A 24,550-nucleotide genomic window follows, 5' to 3' on the forward strand; every position below is an offset into this window, starting at 1 on the left:
CAAAAAAGATGAAGTGGCTTTTGATAAAGTCCGTAGGGAGACTTAAGAAAATGATCATTTATTGTAAAGTTTATGTAGTGAGGATGGTTTTATAGATTTAAAGCAAGTATAAATTTTATTTGACATTTTATCTTTTGTTTCAATTTATACAATTTTAGTTAAGTTTGCATTTATTAAAGCTGAGAGGCATTTTTTAAGTGTTGAGAGATTAAAGCTAAAATTTTTACATCATGAATATTAAATTTATACTCTCTTAAGCAAAAAGTGGCATTTTATCTGCTACACGATTAAGATAAAATGATTAGTATTAGGATTGTTGTTTGTATCATTGGTAATGCGCTAGCTTGAAAATAGAAAGTTTATCCTCTTTGACTCTTTTACAGATTGTTATTGGTTTTATTCTCTTTTTTTTTGTTGCGTCTATGTTGGCAATCTATACATATGGGCGTTTTGTGAAAAGTGCTAAGGGACAATGTTCGTATGCGTTGCCTATTAAGAGAGGTGAAACCAAGCTTGATCGTATCGTCAGTCAATTAGGTGAGGAAGAAAATGGATTGGGGGTTGATAAAGATGCCCTTTCCCTCATCATCAGCAATTTGGATGCGTTTTGTGTTCGTGCAATAGGGGCTGCAGAAGCTGGGCGTAGCCTTGATCTGATGTATTATATTTGGGACGATGATTTAACGGGGCGCCTATTATTAAGTGAAATAGTTGAGGCCGCTGATCGGGGTGTTCGGGTACGGCTTCTTTTGGATGATATTAATGCTCAGGCACGTGATCCAGCTTATATTGCGCTAGATAAACATCCTCATATTGAGGTGAGAATGTTTAATCCAGGGCGATCGCGTAAAGGTGGTTTACGGCGTGGTTTAGAAATTATATTACGGGCAATTACTGTAACACGTAGAATGCATAATAAAGCTTTTATCGTTGATGGTAGGGTTGCTTTTGTCGGAGGGCGTAATCTTGCAGATTCTTATTTTGATGCTGGTAAAGAATCTCATTTTCGAGATTTAGATTTGATGTTAATTGGTCCCTCTGTTAAAAAGGTGGAAAGTATCTTTGATGATTTTTGGAATAGTGCTGTTGTTTTACCAATTCATACTTTGGTTGTTCCTAAAAGCGCAAGTGATCTTAGCTATTGGAGAGATAAATTACGAAAATTTCGGGATTCCAAGGTTGCAAAGGTTTATTTAGATTATGTCAAAGAACACATTAACTTTAGTTGTTTTATCCAAACAGGAAAGCGGTTATTTTTAGCAGATAAAGTTGTTGTTCTTTCTGATCCTCCAGAAAAAGCATTGCGTAAAAAAGCAAGTAATTGGCTTATGAAGGCACTCTCAAAGGTTATTGGAAATGCTCAAAAAACGGTTCAGATTACGTCACCTTATTTTGTTCCTGGCAAAGTCGGTACGCAGAATTTTAGTAATTTGGTTTCAAAAGGTGTTGATGTCAAAATTCTGACAAATTCCTTAGCAGCGACTGATGTAGCATTAGTGCATGGTGGTTATGTCCCGTATCGTAAGGCACTGTTGAAAAGTGGTGTTAAGCTTTATGAATTAAAAGCGGAAGGCACTTCCCATGGATTACGATTGTTTCGATCCAGTAAGGCAAGTTTACATGCCAAAGCTTTTTTAGTTGATCATAAAACAGCTTTTATTGGATCTTTAAACTTTGATCCTAGATCAGCGGCGTTAAATACAGAAATGGGCATTCTTTTTGAATGTGCGCCCATTACAGCGAGGTTAGATTTGTTATTTTCTGAAGAAACGACGAGGGAAATGAGTTATCATCTTCGTCTTGGTGATAATAATCGTATTTATTGGGATTTTATTGAAAATAAAAAACAGTATAGCATTGATTATGAACCAGAAAGCAATTTCTGGCGTCGCGCATTTGCAAAAATAATAAGTTGGCTACCCATCGAATCACAATTGTAAATTTTTATAAACCATGAAAAGATATTTATTTTTCTTTTCATTTTGTTTGTAGCATGGCATAATTTTTTGCCAATCTACCATGTATGAGAACCGCAGTTGTATTTTAAAGCTCCTTGCGGTGTTTTATTATAATTTTTATTATAAAAGGAATTTTGCTATGGCAAAGATTGTTGAAACGGGGACAGGTGCATTAGCACTGACTTTTGATGATGTACTTTTACAACCCGGTCATTCTCTTGTTATGCCTAGTCAAGTGGACCTCAGTACGCGCATTGCAGCTGATATTAAGCTCAATTTGCCATTGCTTTCCGCTGCAATGGATACGGTAACGGAATCGCGTTTGGCAATTGCTATGGCTCAAGCTGGTGGTCTTGGGGTTATTCATCGTAATATGTCTCCTGCAGAGCAGGCAGAAGAAGTCCGCCAAGTAAAAAAGTTTGAATCTGGTATGGTTGTTAATCCAGTTACAATTGGACCAGATGCAACACTTGAAGAAGCAAAAGCTTTAATGCGCTCTCATGGTATTTCCGGTATTCCGGTTGTTGAAAATAGTGTTAAAGGTGAGACAGCGGGGCGACTTGTTGGCATTTTAACCAATAGAGATGTACGTTTTGCATCGGATCCCAAACAAAAAATTTATGAATTAATGACGCATGAAAATTTAATCACAGTGCGTGAAAATGTTCAACTCAATGAAGCGAAGTATCTTTTACATCATCATCGTATTGAAAAATTATTAGTTGTGGATGAACAGAATCGTTGTGTCGGACTGATAACAGTTAAGGATATTGAAAAAGCAAAATTAAATCCAAATGCTGCTAAAGATTCTCAAGGGCGCTTGCGTGCTGCAGCGGCTAGTAGTGTTGGAAATAATGGGATTGAGCGTGCTGAACGTCTCATTGACGCAGGTGTTGATGTTTTGGTCATTGATACAGCGCATGGACATTCTCAACGTGTACTAGAAACTGTTGAACGAATTAAAAAGATGGCTTCCTCTCCAGCTATTATTGCTGGGAATGTCGCAACTGCTCAAGCAACGCAGGCATTGATTGACAGTGGTGCAGATGCGGTAAAAGTTGGTATTGGTCCTGGCTCTATTTGCACAACGCGTATTGTTGCTGGTGTTGGTGTACCTCAACTTGCAGCCATTATGAATGCTGCAGAAGTTGCTGAAAAAGCAGGCATTCCCATAATTGCAGATGGTGGGATCAAAGCATCGGGTGATTTTGCTAAAGCTTTAGCGGGTGGGGCTTGTGCAGCGATGATTGGTTCTCTTTTGGCGGGTACAGAAGAAAGTCCTGGTGAAGTTTATCTTTATCAAGGTCGATCTTTTAAAGCCTATCGCGGTATGGGATCTGTTGGTGCTATGGCACGAGGATCGGCAGATCGCTATTTTCAAGATGACGTTCATGATGAACTTAAGTTGGTTCCTGAAGGTGTGGAGGGGCAAGTGGCCTATAAAGGTCCTATAGCATCAGTTCTACACCAGCTTGCTGGTGGACTACGTGCTTCGATGGGCTATGTGGGTGCAAAAGATCTCGTAGAGTTTCGTGAAAAAGCAAAGTTTGTTCGTATTACAAATGCGGGACTCCATGAAAGTCATACGCATGATGTTTCTATCACTCGGGAGAGTCCAAACTATCGTGGGCCTGTTTGAAGAAATAAGAGTCTAGCATCATATTGCATAAATATAAAATCTTCCGAGAATAAAAAAGAGAGGCTGTTCTTCTTTCTGTTTGTGATTTGGAATAAAATCCTAAAAGGAAAGAATTAGAGACTAAAACTCTAATTCTTTCTTCTAGACTATGTGAAATAAGTTATATAAAATTAGAATTAACTTTTTGTTGTCTTCCGCCCTGTCTTTGACGCACGTTGGCGAGTGTTCGTCTGATCACTTTGAACGGATTTCTTTCCATTGTTTGAGGGCATTGTGTTCTGACGACTTTTAGATGAAGTTGTTTTTCCATTATTATAAGTCATTATTTTCTCCTTTTAAATTTCCTGGCAGTTGCCAGTAGAGTAAAAACGGTCATGCCAAATAGTGGTTCCAAGCATTTTCTAAAAAGTTAATTTTTTGATGAGCGTCAGATGAACTTGTTTAATTTTATGAAAATATTTTTTCTATTTTTTCAGAAGGATAGCCATCAAAAGATGGGAGATATTTGCTTTTTCTGTTATTCAGATAATCTTCGTAAATTTTATTTTACACAATGATAGAGAGGTTGTTTTTTGCATAATACATGGCGGAAATAAGTTCTTTATGGATGGCTACGTATCTTTTAGTATAAGAGGTAGAAGGAGATAATAAAGCGAATGGGTAGAAGATGAAAGAACAAATATAGATACTCTAAATTGGGTTTTATAAAAAGTTTGATCAGATAATTTTAATATTGAATGTAAATTTTTATGGCTTTGAGAAGGTTTCATTGGCAAGAAGAAGATAATATTATTTTTTTAGATGATTTAAAATTTTATTATTTTAATGGGAGAAATGAATGCGATTAGGTGGGCGTTTGCAAGCAGCAATAGATATTCTCAAAGAGATAGAAATGAAGCATCGCCCAGTAGGAGAAGCTTTAAAGGATTGGGGTCTTTCTCATCGCTTTGCTGGAGCAGGTGATCGTGCAGCCATTGGTACAATCGTTTATGATGTTTTAAGACGACGTTATTCTTTACAATGGCGTATGGAGAGTGATGATATCCGAGATATCGTTTTTGGTGCCTTATTAGATTCTGGAAAAATGACGCTGGAGCAAATTGACGGTGAGTTGGCAGAAGATCGGTTTGCACCGCAGTTATTAGGGGCTAAACAGCGTAAATCGTGGCAAAGTCAGCAATTAGTGGATGCTCCAGACTATATTCGTGGTGATATTCCGCAATGGTGTCAAGCGCATCTGCGTCCTTTATTTGGTGATAATTGGATCACTGAAGCGGCTGCGTTAGCAACGCGTCCTTCTTTAGACCTACGGGTAAATAACCTAAAGGCAACACCAGAAAAGGTGCTGAAAGAATTAGCAAAAACCAAACTTAAATCTTTTCCATGGTTTGGGCAAGCTTTAAGAATTGCACCGATTGAAAAGTTTAATCGTCATCCCAATGTTCAAGTGGAACCAGCTTTTCAAAAAGGATACTTTGAAATACAGGATTTAGGATCTCAAATTGTTGCTCATCTTGTAGAAGCGCAAGAGAGCATACAGGTATTAGATTATTGTGCAGGTGCTGGTGGAAAGACATTAGCTTTAGCTTCTGATATGAACAATCGTGGGCAAATTTATGCTTATGATTCTGATAAAGCACGCCTAGCTCCTATTTTTGATCGTCTTCGACGCGCTGGTGTTCGTAATGTCCAAGTACGAGCACAAAAAGAAGAATTGAAGCCATTAATAGGCCAGATGGATAGAGTTCTACTAGATGCACCATGTAGTGGGACAGGAACATGGCGTCGTCGTCCAGATGCGAAATGGCGTTTAACATTAGAACAGGTGAAACAACGCCAAACAGAACAGAGGGATATTTTGAATGAAGCGATAGCTTATCTTAAGCCAAATGGGCGCCTAATCTATATTACCTGTTCTCTTTTTACAGATGAAAATGAGGAACAAATTTCCCATTTCCTTCAACAACATTCTCATTTTTCTCCAATAGATATGCCAGCGCTTTGGCAGAAACATTTTAGTTTTTCTCCTGTGCAACCAGTTTTTTCAAATTATGGACTTACTTTGTCGCCGGCCACAACACAAACAGATGGGTTCTTTTTATCTGTGTTGCAAAAAAAACATTGATCCATATTTTTACACTTTTTATCATAAACTTTACGAGAATAATCTTTTTCTTAAGAAAACAGGCTTGTGAAAAGAGAAAGATTGAATCATAACTCTCATGAGTTTTCTTTTACAATTGTTGATTGGTTTTCTATGAGCATATCACATCCAGACACTGTTCTTATTATTGACTTTGGTTCACAAGTTACACAACTTATTGCACGAAGGGTACGAGCAATGGGAGTGTATTGTGAAATTACTCCTTTTCAATTGGCTTTAGAAGCTGTGCGCCGCATAAATCCTAAAGCTATTATTTTATCAGGGAGTCCTTATTCCGTTATTGATGAGGGCTCTCCGCGTGCTCCAATGGAAATTTTTGAGGCGGGTGTTCCGATTCTGGGTATTTGCTATGGTGAACAAGTCATGTGTATTCAGCTTGGAGGAAAGGTTGAAGCTGGACATGAGCGTGAATTTGGGCGCGCTTTTTTGGAAGTTCAAGAAGAGAGTGCCCTTTTTGGTGGAGTGTGGGAAAAAGGTTCTCGTTATCAAGTATGGATGAGCCATGGTGACCGTGTGGCAGCTTTACCAGAAGGTTTTCGTGTCATAGGAACCTCAAAAGGTGCTCCCTATGCGGCTATTGCTGATGAGAAAAGGCATTTTTATGCGGTACAGTTTCATCCTGAAGTTATCCATACACCAGATGGTACAAAACTTTTGCAAAATTTTGTTCATAAGATCTCTGCTATTAAAGGTAATTGGTCAATGGCTTCTTATCGTGAGCAGGCAATTGCGACAATACGACAAACAGTTGGGAAAAGTCGTGTGATTTGTGGTCTTTCAGGGGGAGTGGATTCATCTGTTGTAGCGGTACTCCTTCATGAAGCCATAGGAGATCAACTGACATGTATTTTGGTAGACCATGGGCTGATGCGCAAGAATGAAGCTGAAGAAGTTCTCACGCTCTTTCGTGATCACTATAATATAGAGCTTATTCACGTTAATGCTGCTGATGTGTTTCTTAATGCTTTAAAAGGTGAGACAGATCCAGAAAAAAAACGCAAAACAATTGGTCGCCTTTTTATTGAAGTTTTTGAAGAAGAAACGAAAAAAATAGGAGGTGCAGAGTTTTTAGCACAAGGAACACTTTATCCAGATGTCATTGAGAGTGTGTCTGCTATTGGTGAAACGGTAACCATTAAAAGCCATCATAATGTGGGTGGACTACCAGAACAGATGAAGATGAAACTTGTAGAACCGTTGCGTGAGCTCTTTAAGGATGAAGTTCGCTCGCTAGGGCGAGAGTTAGGGCTACCGGAGCAGTTTATTGGTCGCCATCCTTTTCCAGGTCCCGGCCTTGCAATTCGGTGTCCAGGTGCTGTAACACGTGAAAAATTAGAAATTTTACGCGAAGCAGATGCTATTTATCTTGAGGAAATCCGTAAGGCCGGACTTTATGATGAAATTTGGCAAGCTTTTGCTGTTCTTCTTCCAGTTCAAACTGTTGGTGTTATGGGGGATGATCGCACTTATGAATTTGTTTGTGCTCTTCGCGCTGTCACATCTGTAGATGGAATGACCGCTGATTTTTATCCCTATGATATGGCATTTTTAAGTAAGACAGCAGCACGTATTATTAATGAAGTTAGAGGAATTAATCGTGTTGTGTATGATGTAACCTCAAAGCCTCCTGGTACCATTGAATGGGAATAATTGAAATGAAGGATAAGCCTTTTTCAGAATAAAATATGACTGAGGGTTTGATATTCAGAAAAATGTAGAAAAAATATTTAAAAATTATTGTGCATTTTCATGTTGATATAAGTCTTTATCTGAAAATCTGTACGTCAATATATTGAAAAGTGAGAAGTATGAAATTTTGCATGTCTGAGAAAAAAATTGTTGCACACCGTGGAGGAGCTCATCTTTATCCTGAAAATACCCTTTCGGCATTTAATAATGCTATAGCGTTAGGTGTTGATGAAGTTGAATGCGACGTTCATTTGCTAAAAAGCGGTGAGGTGGTTGTCTTTCACGATTTTCATCTAGACCAATTGGTTGGCAAAAAGGGATATATTCACGACATTGATAATGAAACACGCAAACAACTCTGCGTGAAAGGTAGCCGAGAAGCACCTCCTTTATTAGAAGAGGTGCTTGATCTTCTAGCACCAACGAATGTTGCGTTACATATTGAAATCAAAACATGTGGTGAAGTGGAGCGTGAAACAATATTATCTCAAAAAGCGCTTGCGCTCATAAAAAGCCGCAATTTAACAGAACGGGTTTCTGCAATTAGTTTTGATCCTTTAGTTCTTCGTCCTTTTATTGAGGCAGGAATACCATCTGGTCCATGTGTTGATAATTTTGAAGGTGATATGCACCGTCATTTTTCTGAATGGAAACAATTGGGGTATACTGATCTAAGTTTAAATGGCTCTATTGTTACACAGGATTTTATTGAATCAGCTCTTGAGGCTGATTTTATTGTAGGGGTATGGACAATTAATGGAAAAGCTCGGTTATCACATTGGCTTGATATGCCTGTACATTATATTACGACAGATCAACCTGATCTTGCATTGACATTGCGAGCACAAAGGTAAAAAATATATACCTTATAAAAGAAATCCTTGTACCTTCATAAAGCGAGCTTAATGGAAGAAAACAAGAAATATTTTTTTACACGTAACAATAACACATTAATTTATAATGATAATTAATAGTTTTTCATGTTGAATGAGAATTCTTAACATATAAGGTTTTTTCATTTCAAATCTTTTTACAATGGATCAATCAAAATCATTCACTTGCACATTACAAGTAGGCTTGGTGTGTGGATAAATATCTCGTGAGAAAAGAATAAAAATTTTCATTTAAACATTCTCAAATGCAAGACTTGTTGAAGCATGAGGGTTCATAGAGTGGTGCTGTTTTTCACTTTTTGAAGCATAAGAATGATGGCGTGCAAAAAGTTTTATACACTTTAGTGGAGGGACTTTAATATTCCATTTTATAGAAGCTATCATGAGATATAGATGTATTGAAAGATTTTTTAACAGCATGAAAATTTTGTAAGACAAAGCCGTTTTGTTTTGCATGAAGGGCATGACCCCATTATCAGGGAAGGAGGCCATTAAATACTTTAAAATAATTTTCTTCATTTTAAGAAAAAGTCTATTTATCTCTTTGTTCAATGTAGTATCAACACCGTTTTAAGGCATAAATCGAAAGTTATAAGACAAATAACAAAATAATAAACAACTCTTTTTTTAAAAAGTAAGTTCAAATATTACAATAGTCATTGAATAACATTTACGATCTATATCTTTTTACCTATTTCCTTGTTTATTTAAACCTTCTCATTTTTTTTAATATTTACAATCGAATGACTCATGAATACATAAGAAAGCTTATAAAAGAAAACGAATAAATCTAAACAAATTCATTTGACCTTTTGGTGGTTCCTGTTTAAATGAGCCAGCATATTTTTATAATAAAATCGGCATGGCATGTTCATGTGTGATACTATAAATTTAGGGGTAGTTTGTATTCCATCACTTCAGAAAGGGTGAATCATGAGTCGTTTTTATCTTTCCATAGTAGCCACGGTTGCTATCATAATAACAACAGCGGGAATAACAGAAGGTTTCGCGCAGACAAAAATTAGCTTTTGGCATTCTATGAGTGGTGAACTAGGAAAGGAAACTGAAAGTCTCATTAACGATTTTAATGCGAGTCAATCTGAATATAAAGTTATTCCTTCATATCGCGGTGAGTATGAAGAGGGTTTGATTTCACTCATTGCAGCATTTCGTGGAAAGAAACAGCCGGTGCTCGCTCAAATTTATGACGTTGGTACTGGAACTATGATGGCAGCAAAAGGCGCAATCTATCCATTTTATCAACTTATGGCTGATACAAAACAAGAGTTCGATCCTACAGATTATTTTCCTGCTATTAGTGGCTATTACTCCGATGAACAGGGGCGTATGGTTTCTATGCCATTCAATATTTCAACACCAATCCTTTATTATAACAAAGATATCTTTAAAAAAGCAGGGCTTGATCCAGAACAGCCTCCTAAAACGTGGCAAGATATAGAAGATTTTTCCAAAAAAATTCTTGAGACTAAAGCGGCAACGTGTGGTTTTACAATGACTTATGCAGCTCAATGGATTGGTATAGAAAACTTTTCAGCGTTGCATAATGTTCCTTTTGGAACGAAGGAAAATGGCTTTAAAGGATTTGATTCAGAACTTACATTTAATGGACCTTTACAAGTGCGTATGTGGGCTGACTTGAAAAAGTGGTCTGATCAAGGTATTTTCCGCTATGGTGGTCCTGCTGGCGCATTAGATTCAACACCAATGTTTATGGCACAAAATTGTGCAATTTTAATGCAATCTTCAGGATCATATGCTGGAATTGTTTCTGAAGCTCAGTTTAATGTGGGGGTTGGTATGCTACCATACTATAAGGATGCAGAAGGAGCGCCGCAAAATTCAGTTATTGGGGGAGCTTCTATTTGGGCGTTTAAGGGACATACTCCAAAGGAATATGCAGGGGCAGCCGCTTTTCTTAAATTTCTTTCAAAAACAGAAAATCAAGCAAGGTGGCATCAAGAAACAGGTTATCTTCCAACCACAAAAGCGACTTATGAATTAAGCAAAAAACAACATTTCTATGAAAAAACGCCAGGTGCTGATATAGCTATTAAACAGATCAATCTTAATCCTCCAACAGTTAATTCGAAAGGTATAAGATTTGGTAATTTACCACAAATCCGTACTATTCTTGATCAAGAGTTGGAAGCTGTTCTTCGTGGTTCAAAAACACCGAAAGATGGTTTAGATGAAACCGTTAAACGTGGAAATAAACTCTTGCGTGAATTTGAAAAATCCAATCATTAATTTCGTTTTATTGTTAAACATTAAAGACTTAACAAAAATCGTTGAGTCCTTTTTGTTTATCTTTTTAAAGTCTCTACATTTAAAGAGCCCTACGAATGCAAGAAAAGCATGCATATTTTAAAAATAGTCTCCTTTCTTACGGGTTGCTTTTTCCTCAGCTCCTTGTGACTTTTTTGTTTTTCTTTTGGCCTGCTGCTCAGGCAATAAAATCATCCTTTGAACGCGAAGATCCTTTTGGCTTTACAACAACTTTTATTGGTCTTGAAAATTATATAACCGTTCTTTCTGATCCTACTTATCGGCAATCGCTTCTTACAACCGCAGTATTTTCCATCTCAGTTACTGTCGCTTCAATGACAATATCACTTCTCTTAGCTGTCTGTGTTGATCGTGTCATCCGTGCAAAAAAGGCTTATACAATGCTTTTGCTCTGGCCCTATGCTGTTGCTCCAGTATTGGCCGGTATATTATGGTTGTTTATCTTTCATCCCACTATTGGGATTATCCCTTTTCTTCTCGAAAAAATAGGGGTTTTATGGAATTATCGTATTAATGGCACTCAAGCGATGCTTCTTATTGTCATTGCGGCTAGCTGGAAACAGATTTCTTACAATTTTCTCTTTTTTCTTACAGGTCTTCAGTCTGTTCCGCGTTCTCAAATAGAAGCAGCCGCCATTGATGGTGCTGGTCCCTTTAAACGATTTTGGACTGTGATCTTCCCACAAATTTCACCAACGACGTTTTTCCTTCTTATTGTCAATGTCAATTATGTTATGTTTGATACTTTTGGTATTATTGATAATACAACTTCTGGAGGTCCTGCGCGTGCAACGAGCATCCTCGTCTATAAAGTATATGATGATGGCTTTAGAAATCAAATAATCGGTGCATCGGCAGCACAATCAACACTATTGATGTTGATGGTTATTGTCTTAACGTTTATCCAGTTTCGCTGGATTGAGCGCCGTGTACAATATTAGGAAACAAATTATGGTTGAAAATCGCCCTGTTTTGAAAGTTATAACCCATATAACGCTCATTGTTGGTATTATCATTATTTGCTTTCCAGTTTATGTTGCTATCATTGCATCAACTCATAGTTCAGCAGCATTTACCTCAGGAACACTTCCTCTTTTGCCTGGGAAATATGCTCTGGAAAATTATAAAACAATCTTTGGTGATGGCCTTGCACAGCTGGGTTTGCCCAACCTCTGGCCACTTTTAATGAATTCATTCATTATGGCTCTTGGGATTAGTATTGGAAAAATTATTATTTCACTTTTGTCTGCTTATGCAATTATTTACATGCGCTTTCCCTTCCGAAAAACTGCTTTTGTTCTTATTTTTGTTACATTGATGCTCCCTGTCGAAGTTCGTATTCTTCCAACCTATGAGATTGTTGCAAAATTGGGGATGGTTAATACCTATAGTGGAATGATTATTCCACTTATTGCATCTGCAACCGCTACATTTTTATTTCGCCAGTTTTTTTTGACTGTTCCAGATGAACTCTTAGAGGCGGCACGTGTTGATGGTGCAGGTCCAGTTAAATTTTTTAAGGATATTCTTCTTCCTCTTAGTAAAAGTAATATCGCTGCTTTATTTATCATTATGTTCATTTATGGATGGATACAATATCTCTGGCCTCTTATCATCACAACGGATCAAAATCATCAAACGATCCTTATTATTTTAAAACAGCTTATTGTCGAATCACTTCAACATGATCCTCAATGGAATATACTCATGGCAGTATCGGTTGTTGCCATGGTTCCCCCTGTTCTTGTTGTTATCTTCATGCAGCGGCTTTTTATCAAAGGCCTTATTGAAACGGAGAAGTAATTGTGGCCATAATCCAGTTATCAAATATAAAAAAACAGTATGACAACGGCATTCTGGTCATTGATGATTTAAACTTAACTATTGCAGATAAAGAGCTTCTTGTTCTTGTCGGTCCTTCAGGGTGTGGAAAATCAACCTTATTACGTATTATAGCAGGACTTGAACAAGTCACCTCAGGTGAATTATGCATTGATAACGAACGTATCAATGATCGTGAACCAGCTGATCGTGATATTGCTATGGTTTTTCAAAATTATGCCCTTTATCCCCATATGACAGTTCGTGGAAACTTAGAATATGGTCTTAAAAATCGTAAAACTCCTAAAGAAGAAATTAAAAAACGTATCGCACATGCTGCAAAGCTTTTGGAGATAGAACCATTTCTTGATCGTAAACCACGACAATTATCAGGAGGACAACGTCAGCGTGTTGCAATGGGGCGTGTGATTGTACGTCAACCCCGTGTTTTTCTCTTTGATGAACCTCTTTCAAATCTTGATGCAAAATTACGGGCGCAAATGTGTATTGAAATAAAAACACTACAGCGTTCATTAGGAACAACGAGCCTCTATGTTACCCATGATCAACTAGAAGCTATGACATTAGCTGATAGAATAGTGGTTTTGAATAAAGGAGCTATCGAGCAAATTGGAACACCAATGGAAATTTACGATACTCCAGCAACAACATTTGTTGCTGATTTCATTGGTTCTCCTCCTATGAATTTTTTTGATCGCCATGTCTTAGAACAACATTTAGGGCATTCATTTTCTTATGGCGAAGAAACTGATCTTTTAGCCTTCAGACCTGAGATCATCTTATTGGGCGAACATCCAGATAAAGGGCCTGTCTTTCACACAAAAATTGAGCTTATCAAGCCTATTGGAACAGGTTGCCATGTTTTAACGCGTTGGAATGGTATCATCTTTACGATTGAAATAAAAGAACGCTTGACACACGACTATGGTCAAAAACTAAGTTTCACAGTTGCTCATCAGAATTTTCATACTTTTAATAAAAACACAGGAAAGCGCACAAATAATAAGTAAGCATTAATTGATGTGATACGACTCTCTTTTATGTTGCGTCATGATAATGGTGTGTTTTGACTTGCTCAATTACATTTACAAACTCAGGTTGTAACCGATGGGATTAAAAACAAAATTTTAACAGTTTTGGTAATGATCCATTGTTCCGTGGCGCTGAGAATGTCAAAACATTTATATGAAGAAATTTTACATTTTCATGGTCTATAAGAAGAATATAATTTTCAAACATCATTTTCATTATAAAAAAATATCAATATAGAATAAATCTTTATTAACCAATTTTTACTCATTTATAACTTTGTTATAAAAAACAACATATTATCATATGTTTATTGATGTAATAATTTATGTGTATTATAAAAGTAAATGAGAGAAATAGAGAGAAAAAATGAGTCATAGATAAGGGAGGATGCGCCCCATATCTGAGCTTTGATCCCTAACATAAAAAGTCCATTTGATCCATAAAATACGACGCTGTTCTAAATAGTCTCTACGAGAATAGGCGCATTCTATTTTACTGCTGGCCATATGATCTAAAATAGTTTCAGAGCTCCTATAAGAAGCATTTGTTTTTTTACCAATCACATAAATTAGAGAGAAACCTATGCGCGCATGCTGCAAGTTTATTTTTTCTCATGTAAATCACTATGTAATTCTCAGCAAGGGTATCTGATAAGTTGCAAAAAATCACTGAGAGATAGAAGGTGTGCTTATTTTAGAATTTTCATTACTTTTAGCGATAAAAGCAGATGAAACACATCTGTAACATCTCATCGATCTTTCTATATTCTTGAGTTAAAAATTGCCTATAGATCATCCTAAAACAGATCTTTATGAATATAACATAAGGGATTGGTGCGAACACCTATAAGAATCAGTAGGGACAAAGGCAGTTATATTATTGTTTTGCAAAGCATTTTATAAAAGCTGGTATATTTTTTCAATATATTGCCAGTCTATTAATGGTTTTATGATATTATTTTCTTATAAAGCGCGTGCTTTTTTGTTGCTTATAAATCAACCTAAACTTTATACAGCAGTATGTTTGAGACAAATATGAAGACGGTTCAGTGCTGTATTCAGTTTTATATGCTAAAGTAGAATAAGCTTATCTGCTTTGTGTAATTTCTAAAATGAGGAGACAGCTTAATTTAGGCAGAATATGAAAGCATCAAATAAAAAATAGATTTTATCTTTAGCCTCATCTTTTAATTTAGTATTGCGATTTTCAAAAACATCTAAGCCAATGTCTCTTACATAATGGCGATTAAGCATTGCCGAACACATTTTTTTTACGTTCGTTGAATAAAATTGCATCTCTCATACAAAAAGAATACCTAAACAGAAGGCTGTTGGGTTGCCAATTTACGCACTTTTTTAAAAAAATATCTTGCTAGGTTGTTCAAACTATTTTTTCACGCAGTCGTTTATAAATAGTATAACATAAATCCATTGTGTATTGCCATCTTTATGCGTATAAAAATACAAGCTTTGGCCATCATCATACTCTCTTTCAGTCTCCAACATTGCAACAATTATTGTGTTGAGACTCTTCATAAGAGGCATTTTTTCTTCAAGTGGTTTTTATTCATACACAATTCTACTTACATGTTATAAATGAAGTTGGATAGATAAAAATACTTTAAGAAAGAGACACCAAATTCTTCTTATGAATCTTTCAAGTGTCGAGAGTTATTGTAAAAGAAGCATTGAAAAATAGAATGCTACTGCTAACAGTTTGGGCACCATGAGGCAATAAATCTACTTACTTTATCTATCTTAGAATCTATAGAGTATAAATTTCTCTGTAAAAGTAACTTTATTTCATATCAATGTTATCAATTATAGCTGTTGGGGCATCATTAGTAACATAACCATAGACTTACGATTTTATGAACTCTTTTTTATCTCTTTTATAGAAGATCTTAATGTTTTGTGATAGCATCAATGATGGTATTCACATTATGTTCCATCATATCGAGATAAGTTGCTGCAGGGCCATTTTTGTTTGACAATGCATCAGAATAAAGTGTTCCACCAATTGTTAGACCTGTTTCTTTTGCAATCTGTTTTATGAGACGAGGATTAGAGATATTTTCAACGAATAGGGCCGTTGCTTTATTCGCTTTAATTTGTTTAATAAGCTTGGCTACATCGGCTGCGGTTGCTTCAGTTTCTGTTGAAGCACTTTGAGGAGCAAGGATAGTAAAACCATATTCCTTGGCAAAATAGCCAAAGGCATCATGAGATGTGATAATGATACGTTTATCTTTAGGAATGGTAGCAATTTTTGTTTTCAGGGTATCTTGTGCTATTTTAAGTTTTTGGATGTAGGTTTCGGCATTTTTTTTGTAGCTGGTGCAGGATTGTGGATCAATTTTACAAAAAGCAGCAGCAATATTCTTCACATAGATTTCAACATTGGGAATTGTTTGCCAAGCGTGTGGGTCAATAACGCTGTGATGATGGGCATTATGTTCTTGTTTTTTCATTTCGAGAGGGGGTATATTATCACTAACTTTGACAAGAAGTGCTTTTGTACCGCTTGCTGTGATAAGGCGGTCAATGAACCCCTCTAAATGAAGTCCGTTGATGAAAATAATTTGAGCATTTCTAAGAGCTTGAGCATCATGAGGGGTAGGTTCATAAGTGTGGGTATTCGCATTGGGACCTACAAAAGTGGTCATAGAGATATGGTTGTCTCCTACATTTTTTATGAGATCTGCAAGAATGGAAAAGCTCGCAACAACTTTGATTTTATTGTGTGCAGAAGCAGAAAATGGAGAAAGGGCAAGCAATAAAGCTCCAAGAAGAACAAATTTTTGAGCAAATTTAGGCACGTTTTTTTCCTTAAAGTGAGGAGGTATAAAAGAGGTGGGGAAACCATGCTACAATAAAGCCACGTGGACTTATCAAACAGGAAACAAGATAAATAAATCCTGCGGTAATGATGATAGCAGGGCCGGATGGAAGTGAAAGATGAAAAGAAAGCAGGAGACCACCTACGCTAGAAATGATTCCAAAAAGAGTGGAAAGCGCGCAAATAGGGCCTAGCCGTGAAAACCAAAAACGGGCTGTAATGGCTGGAATCATCATAATGCCAACGGAAAGTAATGTTCCTAGTGATTGAAAGCCTCCAACTAGATTCAGCACCACAAGTCCAAGCAATGAAATATGAATATATTTACTCAATGGAGAGAGTGATTTAAAAAAGAGGGGGTCAAAGCTTTCTAAAACGAGTGCACGCCAAAAAATACAAAGGCTGCATAGTGTAATCAGCATTATAGTAGTGATTAACCAAAGGGCTTGTGCATCAAGTGCAAGAACCGATCCGAATAAGAGATGAAGCAGCTCAATAGTTGAGTCTTTCAGTGAGATAATAATAACACCTGCCGCGAGTGCAATAAGATAAAAGACGGTCATGGATGCATCTTCTTTCTGAAAGCTGTTTCGTGAAATCAAAATGGTTGCTAAAGCAACAATAATGCCAGCAAAAATACCACCAAGTGTCATAGATATAAGGGAGAAGCCGCAAATGAGAAAAGCAGTTGCAACACCAGGAAGAATGGCATGAGAGATAGCATCTCCTGTCAAACTCATTCCACGGAGCATCAAAAACACACCAACAGGACAAGCACTAATAGAGAGGAGAATAGAGCCGATAAGAGCGTTTTGCATAAATTGGAAATCAACAAAGGGGGCAAGAAAAAATGCATACACGTCTTATAACCTAAGAAAGAGAGGATCATTAATGAGAAGATTTTGTTTTTGTTGTGCGCTAATAGGGAAAGAATTGGATGTGAGAGGTGGCATAACGTGATGAAGGGTGTTGTTTAAAAACTGTGTTGTTTCTCCATAAAAGGCGTTTTGTTGATCAATTTGAATCATTTGGGGAAAAAATTCTTGCACGATGAGAGGGTTATGGAGTGCTGTGAGAATTGTGCGTCCTTGCTGTTGCCAGTATGTGATCAGTGCAAGAAGGTCTTTTTGGGTATTATGATCTACACCATTGAAAGGTTCATCAAGCAAAATAATATTGGCATCTTGTACAATGATACGTGCAAAAAGAGCGCGTTGTAATTGCCCACCTGATAATGTTTCAAGAGAACGGGTGGCAAGTGCTGAGAGTCCAACCATTTCAAGCGCATTCTGAATCTTAGAATCATAAGGGCGTTGGTTTTTCCATAATCCACAAAAGGACCATAACCCTGTTTTGATAAGCGTTTTCACATCAATTGGAAATGTTTGATCTACATGACATTGCTGAGCAAGATAAGCAATGCGGCTTTTTTTTGGTTTTGTAATTTTTCCTTTAAGGGGTTTAATCAATCCGGCGATGGCTTTTAGCAGTGTCGATTTTCCAGCGCCATTATCACCTGTTATTGCAACCAATGAACCAGCTTTTAACTTTGCTGAAAAGTTCTTTATTGCTATTCTATTCCTATAGCCTAATGTTGTCTTATTGAAGTGCAGATCCATATTTTTTACCATCGTTGCTTATTATTTTGGAAACTATGTAATAATATAACGTTTGTCAACAAAATGTTATATTATTACATAGTTTTGAGTACTGAAAATTTTAGTGGGAAGATCGTGGAAAATTAAAAATAATAATTGAATTCACCTTGACGAAAGAGAGAGAGTATATACTATATATAGTATCAAAATGATTGGTGATTCTAAATAAGCACAAGAGAGGGTGTTAGTGTGTTTCGTTTGGTATCTAAGTTATTTCCATTATTGTAAAGAGTTTATTGGCCAAAGGTATAGCAGTATTTTTACTGAAGAGTCTCTTTTGGAAGGATTCCCTTTCGTTTTTGTAATTGATTTTTGCCGTAAAAGAGTAAACAGAGCTCTTGAAAAACGGTGGTTTAGAACGTTAGTTTTTTAGACAGCAGGAGGGAATTGTAATGCAAGCAAAAGATTGTTTTATAACTAGGGGGCTTTGCCATTTAAGTTGTAGAATAATCGCTTATTCTCATCATAGTTTTTGAAGTTATTTGATGAGGAATTCTGTTATGTTTAAGAAGCTGTGTATTATTTGAAAATAACCACATGTTTTGCTTACAATTTCTGTTTTTTGTTATTCTTGAGTACCTATAAAATTATTAGATTGACCTTTCAGGGTTGATTATTTGGAATTGTGAAAGTTGAAGAAAATGTCGATCACTATTTATAGTAAACCATCTTGTGTCCAATGTGATGCTACACGCCGCGCTTTTGATGCAAAAGGCATTCATTATCGTGTTGTTGATATTTCCTGTGATGAACAAGCATATAGTTTTGTTCAATCTCTGGGGTATCGTCAGGTTCCTGTCGTTGTTTGTGGTGAAAATCATTGGTCTGGTTTTAGACCAGATATGATTAGTGGTCTTTGTGCTTAATGGGGCTTATTGTTTATTATTCGAGTGCAACGGGTAATACAGAACATTTTGTCTCGCAGCTTGGTCAACGACTCTTCAAAATTGATAAAAAAAAGCCTTCTGCATTGGTTGGTGAACCTTATGTATTGGTTGTTCCTACATATGCAGATGGCGAAGGAAGAGGGGCCGTGCCAAAGGCCGTTGTCCAGTTTCTTAATGAATCTGAGAACCGAAAATTAATTTGTGGTGTTATTGGCGGTGGGAATCGTAATTTTGGTCGCTATTATAATTTAGCAAGTAAAATTATTGCTGAAAAATGTTGTGTCCCTTGCCTTTATCGTTTTGAGCTGCGTGGAACTGATGAAGACGTTATCTATGTAAAAAAGGGATTGGAAAGATTTTGGAAACAATTGGTATAGGACAATCGCAGAAATCGGATCAGGTTACTGATTATCATGCGTTGAATGCAATGCTTAATCTTTATGATGAAAATGGTCATATTCAATTTGATATGGATCGGCTTGCTGCGCGGCAATATTTTCTTCAGCATGTTAATCAAAATACAGTTTTTTTTCATAACCTGAAGGAAAAAATAGATTACTTAATAGAAGAAGGTTATTATGAAAAAGCTTTGTTTGAGCTTTATGATTTTTCTTTTATTAAAAAGCTTTTTAAACGTGCTTATGCATTTAAATTTCGTTTTCCTACCTTTTTAGGCGCGTTTAAGTATTATACCAGCTATACACTGAAGACTTTTGATGGGAAACGTTATCTTGAACGTTATGAAGATCGCGTCTGTCTTGTAGCTTTATATTTGGCACAAGGGAATAAAGCTCTTGCGGAAAGTTTTGTGGATGAAATTATTACAGGACGTTTTCAACCAGCAACGCCGACATTTCTAAATGCTGGCAAAAAACAACGTGGTGAATTGGTTTCGTGTTTTTTGCTACGTGTTGAAGATAATATGGAATCGATAGGTCGTTCGGTTAATTCGGCTTTGCAGCTTTCAAAACGTGGTGGAGGTGTGGCGCTTTGTTTGACCAATTTGCGGGAAGCTGGAGCGCCAATTAAGCAAATAGAAAATCAGTCCTCAGGTGTTTTACCGGTGATGAAACTCTTGGAAGATTCTTTTTCTTACGCCAATCAGCTTGGGGCACGACAGGGGGCTGGAGCTGTTTATTTGCATGCTCATCATTTAGATATTATGAAGTTTTTGGATACAAAGCGTGAAAATGCTGATGAAAAAGTTAGAATCAAAACGCTTTCGCTTGGTGTCGTTATTCCTGATATTACTTTTGAGCTTGCACGGAATAATGAGGATATGTATCTCTTCTCATCGTATGACATCGAGCGTGTTACAGGTAAACCCTTTAGCGATATTTCTTTAACGGAGCATTATCGATCCTTTGTTGATAATGCAAAGATTCGTAAAAAGAAAATAAGTGCACGCGTTTTTTTCCAGACACTAGCGGAAATTCAATTCGAGTCGGGTTATCCCTATATTTTATTTGAGGATACTGCTAATCGATCGAATCCGATAGCTGGGCGCATAAGTATGAGCAATTTATGTTCAGAAATTTTGCAGGTGAGTGAGGCGAGTGAACTGGAGACAGATTTAACGTATCGCACGATTGGAAGTGACATATCCTGTAATCTTGGATCCATGAATATTGCCAAAGCAATGGAAAGTCCTGATTTTGGACAGACCGTAGAATCTGCTGTTCGTGCTCTGACTGCTGTTTCGGATATGAGCAATATTGCTTGTGTACCTTCCATTGCGAAAGGCAATGCCGAAAGTCATGCGATTGGTTTGGGACAAATGAATTTGCATGGGTTTCTAGCGCGTGAGCAGATTTATTATGGATCTCCAGAAGCGATTGATTTTACCAATATCTACTTTTATATTGTGACATATCACGCCATACGTGCTTCCAATTTAATTGCGCGCGAACGTCAAGAAATATTTGCAGGGTTTGAAAAATCAGCTTATGCAGATGGGCGTTTTTTCGAAAAATATATTGAAAAAGAATGGAAACCGCAATTTGCGCTTGTACAAGAGCTTTTTGCACGGAACAATATTGTTATTCCAAGTCAAAATGATTGGCAGGAACTCAAAGATTTAGTTGTTGAGTATGGGTTGTATAATCGCAATCTACAGGCTGTTCCACCCACGGGATCTATTTCCTATATTAATCATGCCACTTCTTCTATTCATCCAATTGCTTCAAAAATTGAAATTCGCAAAGAGGGAAAAATTGGGCGCGTTTATTATCCCGCTCCTTATATGGATAATACGAATTTGAATTTTTACCAAGATGCTTATGAGATTGGGCCTGAAAAAATTATAGATACCTATGCTGTTGCAACACAGCATGTTGATCAAGGTCTTTCATTAACATTATTTTTTCCCGATACAGCGACCACACGTGATATTAACCGCGCACAAATTTATGCTTGGAAAAAGGGTATCAAGAGTATTTATTATGTACGATTACGGCAAGTAGCATTAAGTGGAACAGAAGTAGATGGCTGTGTTTCGTGCAGTTTATAGGAGATCATCATATGACAAAGATTACAACCAAAAATCCTGTTGTGTGTGCTGTTAATTGGAATAGATTACATGATGAGAAAGATCTTGAAGTATGGAACCGCTTAACTGGGAATTTTTGGTTACCTGAGAAGGTTCCACTTTCCAATGACATTCCCTCATGGTCAAGCTTAACGGATGAAGAACGTAAATTAACGATTCGTGTTTTTACAGGACTAACGCTTTTAGATACAATTCAAAACACTGTAGGAGCCATTTCGCTTCTGGCTGATGCGATAACAGAGCATGAGGAGGCGGTTTTGACGAATATTGCGTTTATGGAAGCGGTTCATGCACGTTCTTATTCCTCTATTTTTTCAACCCTTTGCTCGACCGTAGAAGTTGATGATGCATTTAGATGGTCGGAAGAAAATATTCATTTGCAGAAAAAGGCTAGATTAGTACTTGAACGTTATGAAGCAAATGATCCACTCAAGAAAAAAATTGCTTCTACTTTACTGGAAAGCTTTTTATTTTATTCTGGTTTTTATTTGCCCATGTATTGGGCCAGTCGCGCTAAGTTAACCAATACAGCAGATCTCATTCGACTGATCATTCGTGATGAAGCGGTTCACGGTTATTATATAGGTTATAAATTCCAATTGGGCTTTGCAAAGCTTGATGAAGCCAAAAGACAAGAAATTAAAGATTTTGCTTTTAACCTGCTCTTTGACCTTTATAACATCGAGTGCAAATATACTGAAGATCTTTATGATGCACTTGGATTGACGGAAGATGTTAAAATTTTTCTTCATTATAATGCTAACAAGGCTTTAATGAATTTAGGTTTTGAAGCTCTTTTCCCCCCTGAGGTTTGTCGTGTTAATCCCGCTATTTTGGCAGCTTTATCACCAAACTCTGACGAAAATCATGACTTTTTTTCAGGGGCTGGTTCTTCTTATGTCATTGGCAAGGCGGTTGCTACCACGGATGATGATTGGGAATTTTAATGTTTGCATGCAAATAGAAGTGCGCGGGGTATTCCACTGAGGTCTTTGCGCATTTCTAAACATTGAAAGCCATTTGTTTCAAACAAATTGCAAACTTCTTTTTCTTGAGAGTAACCAATTTCAACAGCGATAGTGCCGTTTTCTTTTAAGTAGTTGGCTGCTTCATGGGCGAGCTTACGATAAAAATCAAGACCATCTTTTCCACCGATAAGAGCGCGTAATGGATCATGTAAGCGCACTTCTTTTGCAAGTTTTTTGATATCTTTTGCGGGGATATAAGGTGGATTGGAAACAATGAAATCAAAGCGACCAGTGACAGAATTAAACCAATCGCTAAGAAGAGGTGTGAAGCGATGTATTACTTCAGCATTTTTTGCATTTTTTGTCGCTGTTTTAAGGGCATCTTCAGAAATATCGACAGCGACTGCATAGGATTGTGGAATGTGTTTAAGAATGGCAATGGCAATGGCGCCACTTCCTGTCCCCATATCAAGGAGTGTTATTTTTCTCGAATTTTCGACATATTTTTTGAGGAAAGGGAGAACAAGATCTATCAACGTTTCTGTATCAGGACGGGGTTCTAACGTCTCTTGAGACAAAGCGAAGGATATGCCATAAAATTCTCGTTCTCCTATAATACGGTAGACGGGTTCGCCTGCAATCCGCCGTTGGACAGCCTGTTTTATTTGTGTAATGTGCTCAGAAGATAGAGGTATATCTGGTTGAGAAATTCTTTCAGCAGCATTTATTCCTGTTATCCATTCAATGAGTATTTTCGCATCGAGATTGGCTTCAGAAATTCCTTTCATGCGCAATTTTTTTTGAGTTTGTTGGATGACATTTTTGAAAGAATATTTGTTCAATTATCGTCCATTTCCATCAGGAGTGCTGTTTGGTGATCTGAGATGAGTGCATGAATAAGCTCATCAAGATCTCCTTCCAATATGCGATCAAGCTTATACAGGGTCAGATTAATACGGTGATCCGTGATGCGTCCTTGTGGAAAATTATAGGTACGAATACGTTCTGAACGATCACCAGAACCAACTTGGCTCTTACGGGAAGCTGAACGTTCATTTTCCGCTTTTTGTCGTTCGATATCGAATAAGCGTGCCCGTAAAATTTGAAGGGCTCGTGCTCGGTTTTGATGTTGTGATTTTTCTGCTTGTACGACCATAATTCCTGTTGGAATATGCGTGATACGAACAGCTGAATCCGTTGTATTAACATGCTGTCCTCCTGCTCCAGATGCACGCATTGTGTCGATACGAATATCTTCAGGACGAATATCAATATCAATATCTTCAGCCTCTGGAAGTACAGCAACGGTAGCAGCAGATGTATGAATACGTCCACCTGTCTCTGTTTCAGGGATGCGTTGCACACGATGGACACCTGATTCATATTTCAATTTAGAAAAGACACCTTTTCCTGAAATGCTAGCAATAATCTCTTTATATCCGCCAACTTCCCCCTCACTGAGTGAAATAACTTCTACTTTCCAATGGTGAGCATGGGCATAACGTTCATACATGCGAAAAAGATCACCGGAAAAAAGTGCTGCTTCTGATCCACCCGTTCCTGCTCGAATTTCAATAATAGCGCTTTTTTCATCAGCAACATCTTTAGGCAAAAGCAGAATCTGGAGTTCTTTTTCAAATTGCTCTCCTTTTTTATATAACGATGGTAGCTCTTCCTGGGCAAGGTTACGCATCTCTATATCTGTTTGTTTATCGTTGATAATCGCTTCTAATTCTGTAATCTCTTCGTAAAGAGCATTTAATGCGCGTATAGAGGTAATAACGGGTTGTAGTTCTGCATATTCAGAAGCTAATTTGACATATGTTTCAGCATTTGGATTTGTTGTCATTTGGCTTTCAATTATTTCAAAGCGCTTTTCAAGCTGTTTCATACGATCTTGTGGCAAAGAAACCATGATAATATTGGCCTAATTTTTCATAATACAATTTTTATAATATTTTTTTGCAATGATTTTTTGTGATAATATCGGCAATGAATTACCGTATAGCATCATACAAAAAGAGGTAATAAAGCAATTCTTTTTTTTTGCCAATGAAAACTATTATATTTTAAAGGTAAATTTTTATAAAATTTGATTTGCCTGAGGTATTTTATCTAATGATATAT

At 37.0% G+C, this 24,550-nt stretch carries 19 protein-coding genes; 13 read left to right on the forward strand and 6 right to left on the reverse strand.

Annotated features, from left to right (window positions below; translation table 11 throughout):
* The first annotated feature begins 368 nt into the window (after nucleotides 1-368).
* Nucleotides 369-1,940 (forward strand): phospholipase D family protein, encoded by a 1,572-nt coding sequence (locus ACFIM1_RS02445; RefSeq protein WP_375608102.1) that lies wholly within the window; start codon nucleotides 369-371, stop codon nucleotides 1,938-1,940.
* 157 nt (nucleotides 1,941-2,097) lie between these two features.
* A complete protein-coding gene (guaB, locus tag ACFIM1_RS02450; RefSeq protein ID WP_375608014.1) occupies nucleotides 2,098-3,597 on the forward strand; it encodes an IMP dehydrogenase in 1,500 nt (499 codons plus the stop codon).
* A gap of 176 nt (nucleotides 3,598-3,773) precedes the next feature.
* Here the strand turns inward: guaB and ACFIM1_RS02455 are convergent, their stop codons facing one another.
* Complete coding sequence (locus tag ACFIM1_RS02455) at nucleotides 3,774-3,920, reverse strand: hypothetical protein (protein WP_375608015.1); 147 nt, start codon at nucleotides 3,918-3,920, stop codon at nucleotides 3,774-3,776.
* A 515-nt stretch (nucleotides 3,921-4,435) separates the two neighbouring features.
* On the opposite strand from ACFIM1_RS02455, the gene ACFIM1_RS02460 reads away from it, so the two are divergent.
* The 7 genes from ACFIM1_RS02460 (at nucleotide 4,436) to ACFIM1_RS02490 (ending at nucleotide 13,502) form a co-directional block, all read left to right on the forward strand.
* Entirely contained in the window at nucleotides 4,436-5,722 is a 1,287-nt protein-coding gene (locus ACFIM1_RS02460; protein ID WP_375608016.1) for an RsmB/NOP family class I SAM-dependent RNA methyltransferase, read from the forward strand.
* Between the two features lie 132 nt (nucleotides 5,723-5,854).
* On the forward strand, nucleotides 5,855-7,411 hold the full coding sequence (guaA, locus tag ACFIM1_RS02465; RefSeq protein WP_375608103.1) for a glutamine-hydrolyzing GMP synthase: 1,557 nt from the start codon (nucleotides 5,855-5,857) through the stop codon (nucleotides 7,409-7,411).
* Nucleotides 7,412-7,581: 170 nt separating this feature from the next.
* The gene (locus tag ACFIM1_RS02470; protein ID WP_375606759.1) at nucleotides 7,582-8,304 is read left to right on the forward strand and encodes a glycerophosphodiester phosphodiesterase; all 723 of its coding nucleotides are present in this window, start codon (nucleotides 7,582-7,584) and stop codon (nucleotides 8,302-8,304) included.
* 972 nt (nucleotides 8,305-9,276) lie between these two features.
* Nucleotides 9,277-10,611: a sn-glycerol-3-phosphate ABC transporter substrate-binding protein UgpB gene (ugpB, locus tag ACFIM1_RS02475; RefSeq protein WP_375606760.1), complete on the forward strand. Its 1,335-nt coding sequence runs from the start codon at nucleotides 9,277-9,279 to the stop codon at nucleotides 10,609-10,611.
* Nucleotides 10,612-10,706: 95 nt separating this feature from the next.
* Entirely contained in the window at nucleotides 10,707-11,591 is an 885-nt protein-coding gene (gene ugpA / locus ACFIM1_RS02480) for a sn-glycerol-3-phosphate ABC transporter permease UgpA (protein ID WP_375606761.1), read from the forward strand.
* Between the two features lie 10 nt (nucleotides 11,592-11,601).
* Complete coding sequence (ugpE, locus tag ACFIM1_RS02485) at nucleotides 11,602-12,453, forward strand: sn-glycerol-3-phosphate ABC transporter permease UgpE (RefSeq protein ID WP_375606762.1); 852 nt, start codon at nucleotides 11,602-11,604, stop codon at nucleotides 12,451-12,453.
* Nucleotides 12,454-12,455: 2 nt separating this feature from the next.
* A complete protein-coding gene (locus ACFIM1_RS02490; protein ID WP_375609176.1) occupies nucleotides 12,456-13,502 on the forward strand; it encodes a sn-glycerol-3-phosphate import ATP-binding protein UgpC in 1,047 nt (348 codons plus the stop codon).
* Nucleotides 13,503-15,427: 1,925 nt separating this feature from the next.
* Here the strand turns inward: ACFIM1_RS02490 and ACFIM1_RS02495 are convergent.
* The 3 genes from ACFIM1_RS02495 to ACFIM1_RS02505 are packed head-to-tail and all read right to left on the reverse strand — an operon-like array spanning nucleotide 15,428 to nucleotide 17,981.
* Nucleotides 15,428-16,342 (reverse strand): metal ABC transporter solute-binding protein, Zn/Mn family, encoded by a 915-nt coding sequence (locus ACFIM1_RS02495; protein WP_375606764.1) that lies wholly within the window; start codon nucleotides 16,340-16,342, stop codon nucleotides 15,428-15,430.
* Nucleotides 16,343-16,352: 10 nt separating this feature from the next.
* On the reverse strand, nucleotides 16,353-17,222 hold the full coding sequence (locus ACFIM1_RS02500) for a metal ABC transporter permease (RefSeq protein WP_375606765.1): 870 nt from the start codon (nucleotides 17,220-17,222) through the stop codon (nucleotides 16,353-16,355).
* Nucleotides 17,223-17,225: 3 nt separating this feature from the next.
* On the reverse strand, nucleotides 17,226-17,981 hold the full coding sequence (locus tag ACFIM1_RS02505; RefSeq protein ID WP_375606766.1) for an ABC transporter ATP-binding protein: 756 nt from the start codon (nucleotides 17,979-17,981) through the stop codon (nucleotides 17,226-17,228).
* 680 nt (nucleotides 17,982-18,661) lie between these two features.
* Here ACFIM1_RS02505 and nrdH point away from each other — a divergent pair.
* From nrdH to nrdF, 4 genes are read left to right on the forward strand one after another with little or no spacing between them, the layout of a single operon-like run.
* Nucleotides 18,662-18,886, forward strand: coding sequence for a glutaredoxin-like protein NrdH (gene nrdH, locus ACFIM1_RS02510; protein WP_005774163.1), 225 nt, complete (start codon nucleotides 18,662-18,664; stop codon nucleotides 18,884-18,886).
* Complete coding sequence (nrdI, locus tag ACFIM1_RS02515) at nucleotides 18,886-19,284, forward strand: class Ib ribonucleoside-diphosphate reductase assembly flavoprotein NrdI (protein ID WP_375606767.1); 399 nt, start codon at nucleotides 18,886-18,888, stop codon at nucleotides 19,282-19,284. Before nrdH ends, nrdI begins: the two co-directional genes overlap by 1 nt.
* Nucleotides 19,266-21,416, forward strand: coding sequence for a class 1b ribonucleoside-diphosphate reductase subunit alpha (gene nrdE / locus ACFIM1_RS02520; RefSeq protein WP_375606768.1), 2,151 nt, complete (start codon nucleotides 19,266-19,268; stop codon nucleotides 21,414-21,416). The genes nrdI and nrdE overlap by 19 nt, the downstream gene beginning before the upstream one ends.
* 11 nt (nucleotides 21,417-21,427) lie before the next feature.
* On the forward strand, nucleotides 21,428-22,402 hold the full coding sequence (gene nrdF, locus ACFIM1_RS02525; protein WP_273722534.1) for a class 1b ribonucleoside-diphosphate reductase subunit beta: 975 nt from the start codon (nucleotides 21,428-21,430) through the stop codon (nucleotides 22,400-22,402).
* Here nrdF and prmC read toward each other — a convergent pair.
* Both prmC and prfA read right to left on the reverse strand, forming a co-directional pair.
* Entirely contained in the window at nucleotides 22,399-23,265 is an 867-nt protein-coding gene (gene prmC, locus ACFIM1_RS02530; protein WP_375687471.1) for a peptide chain release factor N(5)-glutamine methyltransferase, read from the reverse strand. The genes nrdF and prmC overlap by 4 nt on opposite strands.
* The gene (prfA, locus tag ACFIM1_RS02535) at nucleotides 23,262-24,338 is read right to left on the reverse strand and encodes a peptide chain release factor 1 (RefSeq protein WP_375687473.1); all 1,077 of its coding nucleotides are present in this window, start codon (nucleotides 24,336-24,338) and stop codon (nucleotides 23,262-23,264) included. The genes prmC and prfA overlap by 4 nt, the downstream gene beginning before the upstream one ends.
* Nucleotides 24,339-24,550: the final 212 nt, after the last annotated feature.

The organism is Bartonella sp. AC158YNML, assembly GCF_042196725.1.
Lineage (GTDB): Bacteria > Pseudomonadota > Alphaproteobacteria > Rhizobiales > Rhizobiaceae > Bartonella.

Excerpts from the sequence above, each read along its gene's own strand:
- ugpA (WP_375606761.1), top strand. The coding sequence starts at position 10,707 with ATGCAAGAAAAGCATGCATATTTTAAAAATAGTCTCCTTTCTTACGGG.
- ugpE (WP_375606762.1), top strand. The coding sequence starts at position 11,602 with ATGGTTGAAAATCGCCCTGTTTTGAAAGTTATAACCCATATAACGCTC.
- nrdI (WP_375606767.1), top strand. The coding sequence starts at position 18,886 with ATGGGGCTTATTGTTTATTATTCGAGTGCAACGGGTAATACAGAACAT.
- ACFIM1_RS02470 (WP_375606759.1), top strand. The coding sequence starts at position 7,582 with ATGTCTGAGAAAAAAATTGTTGCACACCGTGGAGGAGCTCATCTTTAT.
- ACFIM1_RS02460 (WP_375608016.1), top strand. The coding sequence starts at position 4,436 with ATGCGATTAGGTGGGCGTTTGCAAGCAGCAATAGATATTCTCAAAGAG.
- ACFIM1_RS02455 (WP_375608015.1), bottom strand. The coding sequence starts at position 3,920 with ATGACTTATAATAATGGAAAAACAACTTCATCTAAAAGTCGTCAGAAC.
- prfA (WP_375687473.1), bottom strand. The coding sequence starts at position 24,338 with ATGGTTTCTTTGCCACAAGATCGTATGAAACAGCTTGAAAAGCGCTTT.
- ugpB (WP_375606760.1), top strand. The coding sequence starts at position 9,277 with ATGAGTCGTTTTTATCTTTCCATAGTAGCCACGGTTGCTATCATAATA.
- guaA (WP_375608103.1), top strand. The coding sequence starts at position 5,855 with ATGAGCATATCACATCCAGACACTGTTCTTATTATTGACTTTGGTTCA.
- ACFIM1_RS02505 (WP_375606766.1), bottom strand. The coding sequence starts at position 17,981 with ATGGATCTGCACTTCAATAAGACAACATTAGGCTATAGGAATAGAATA.
- guaB (WP_375608014.1), top strand. The coding sequence starts at position 2,098 with ATGGCAAAGATTGTTGAAACGGGGACAGGTGCATTAGCACTGACTTTT.
- nrdF (WP_273722534.1), top strand. The coding sequence starts at position 21,428 with ATGACAAAGATTACAACCAAAAATCCTGTTGTGTGTGCTGTTAATTGG.
- nrdH (WP_005774163.1), top strand. The coding sequence starts at position 18,662 with ATGTCGATCACTATTTATAGTAAACCATCTTGTGTCCAATGTGATGCT.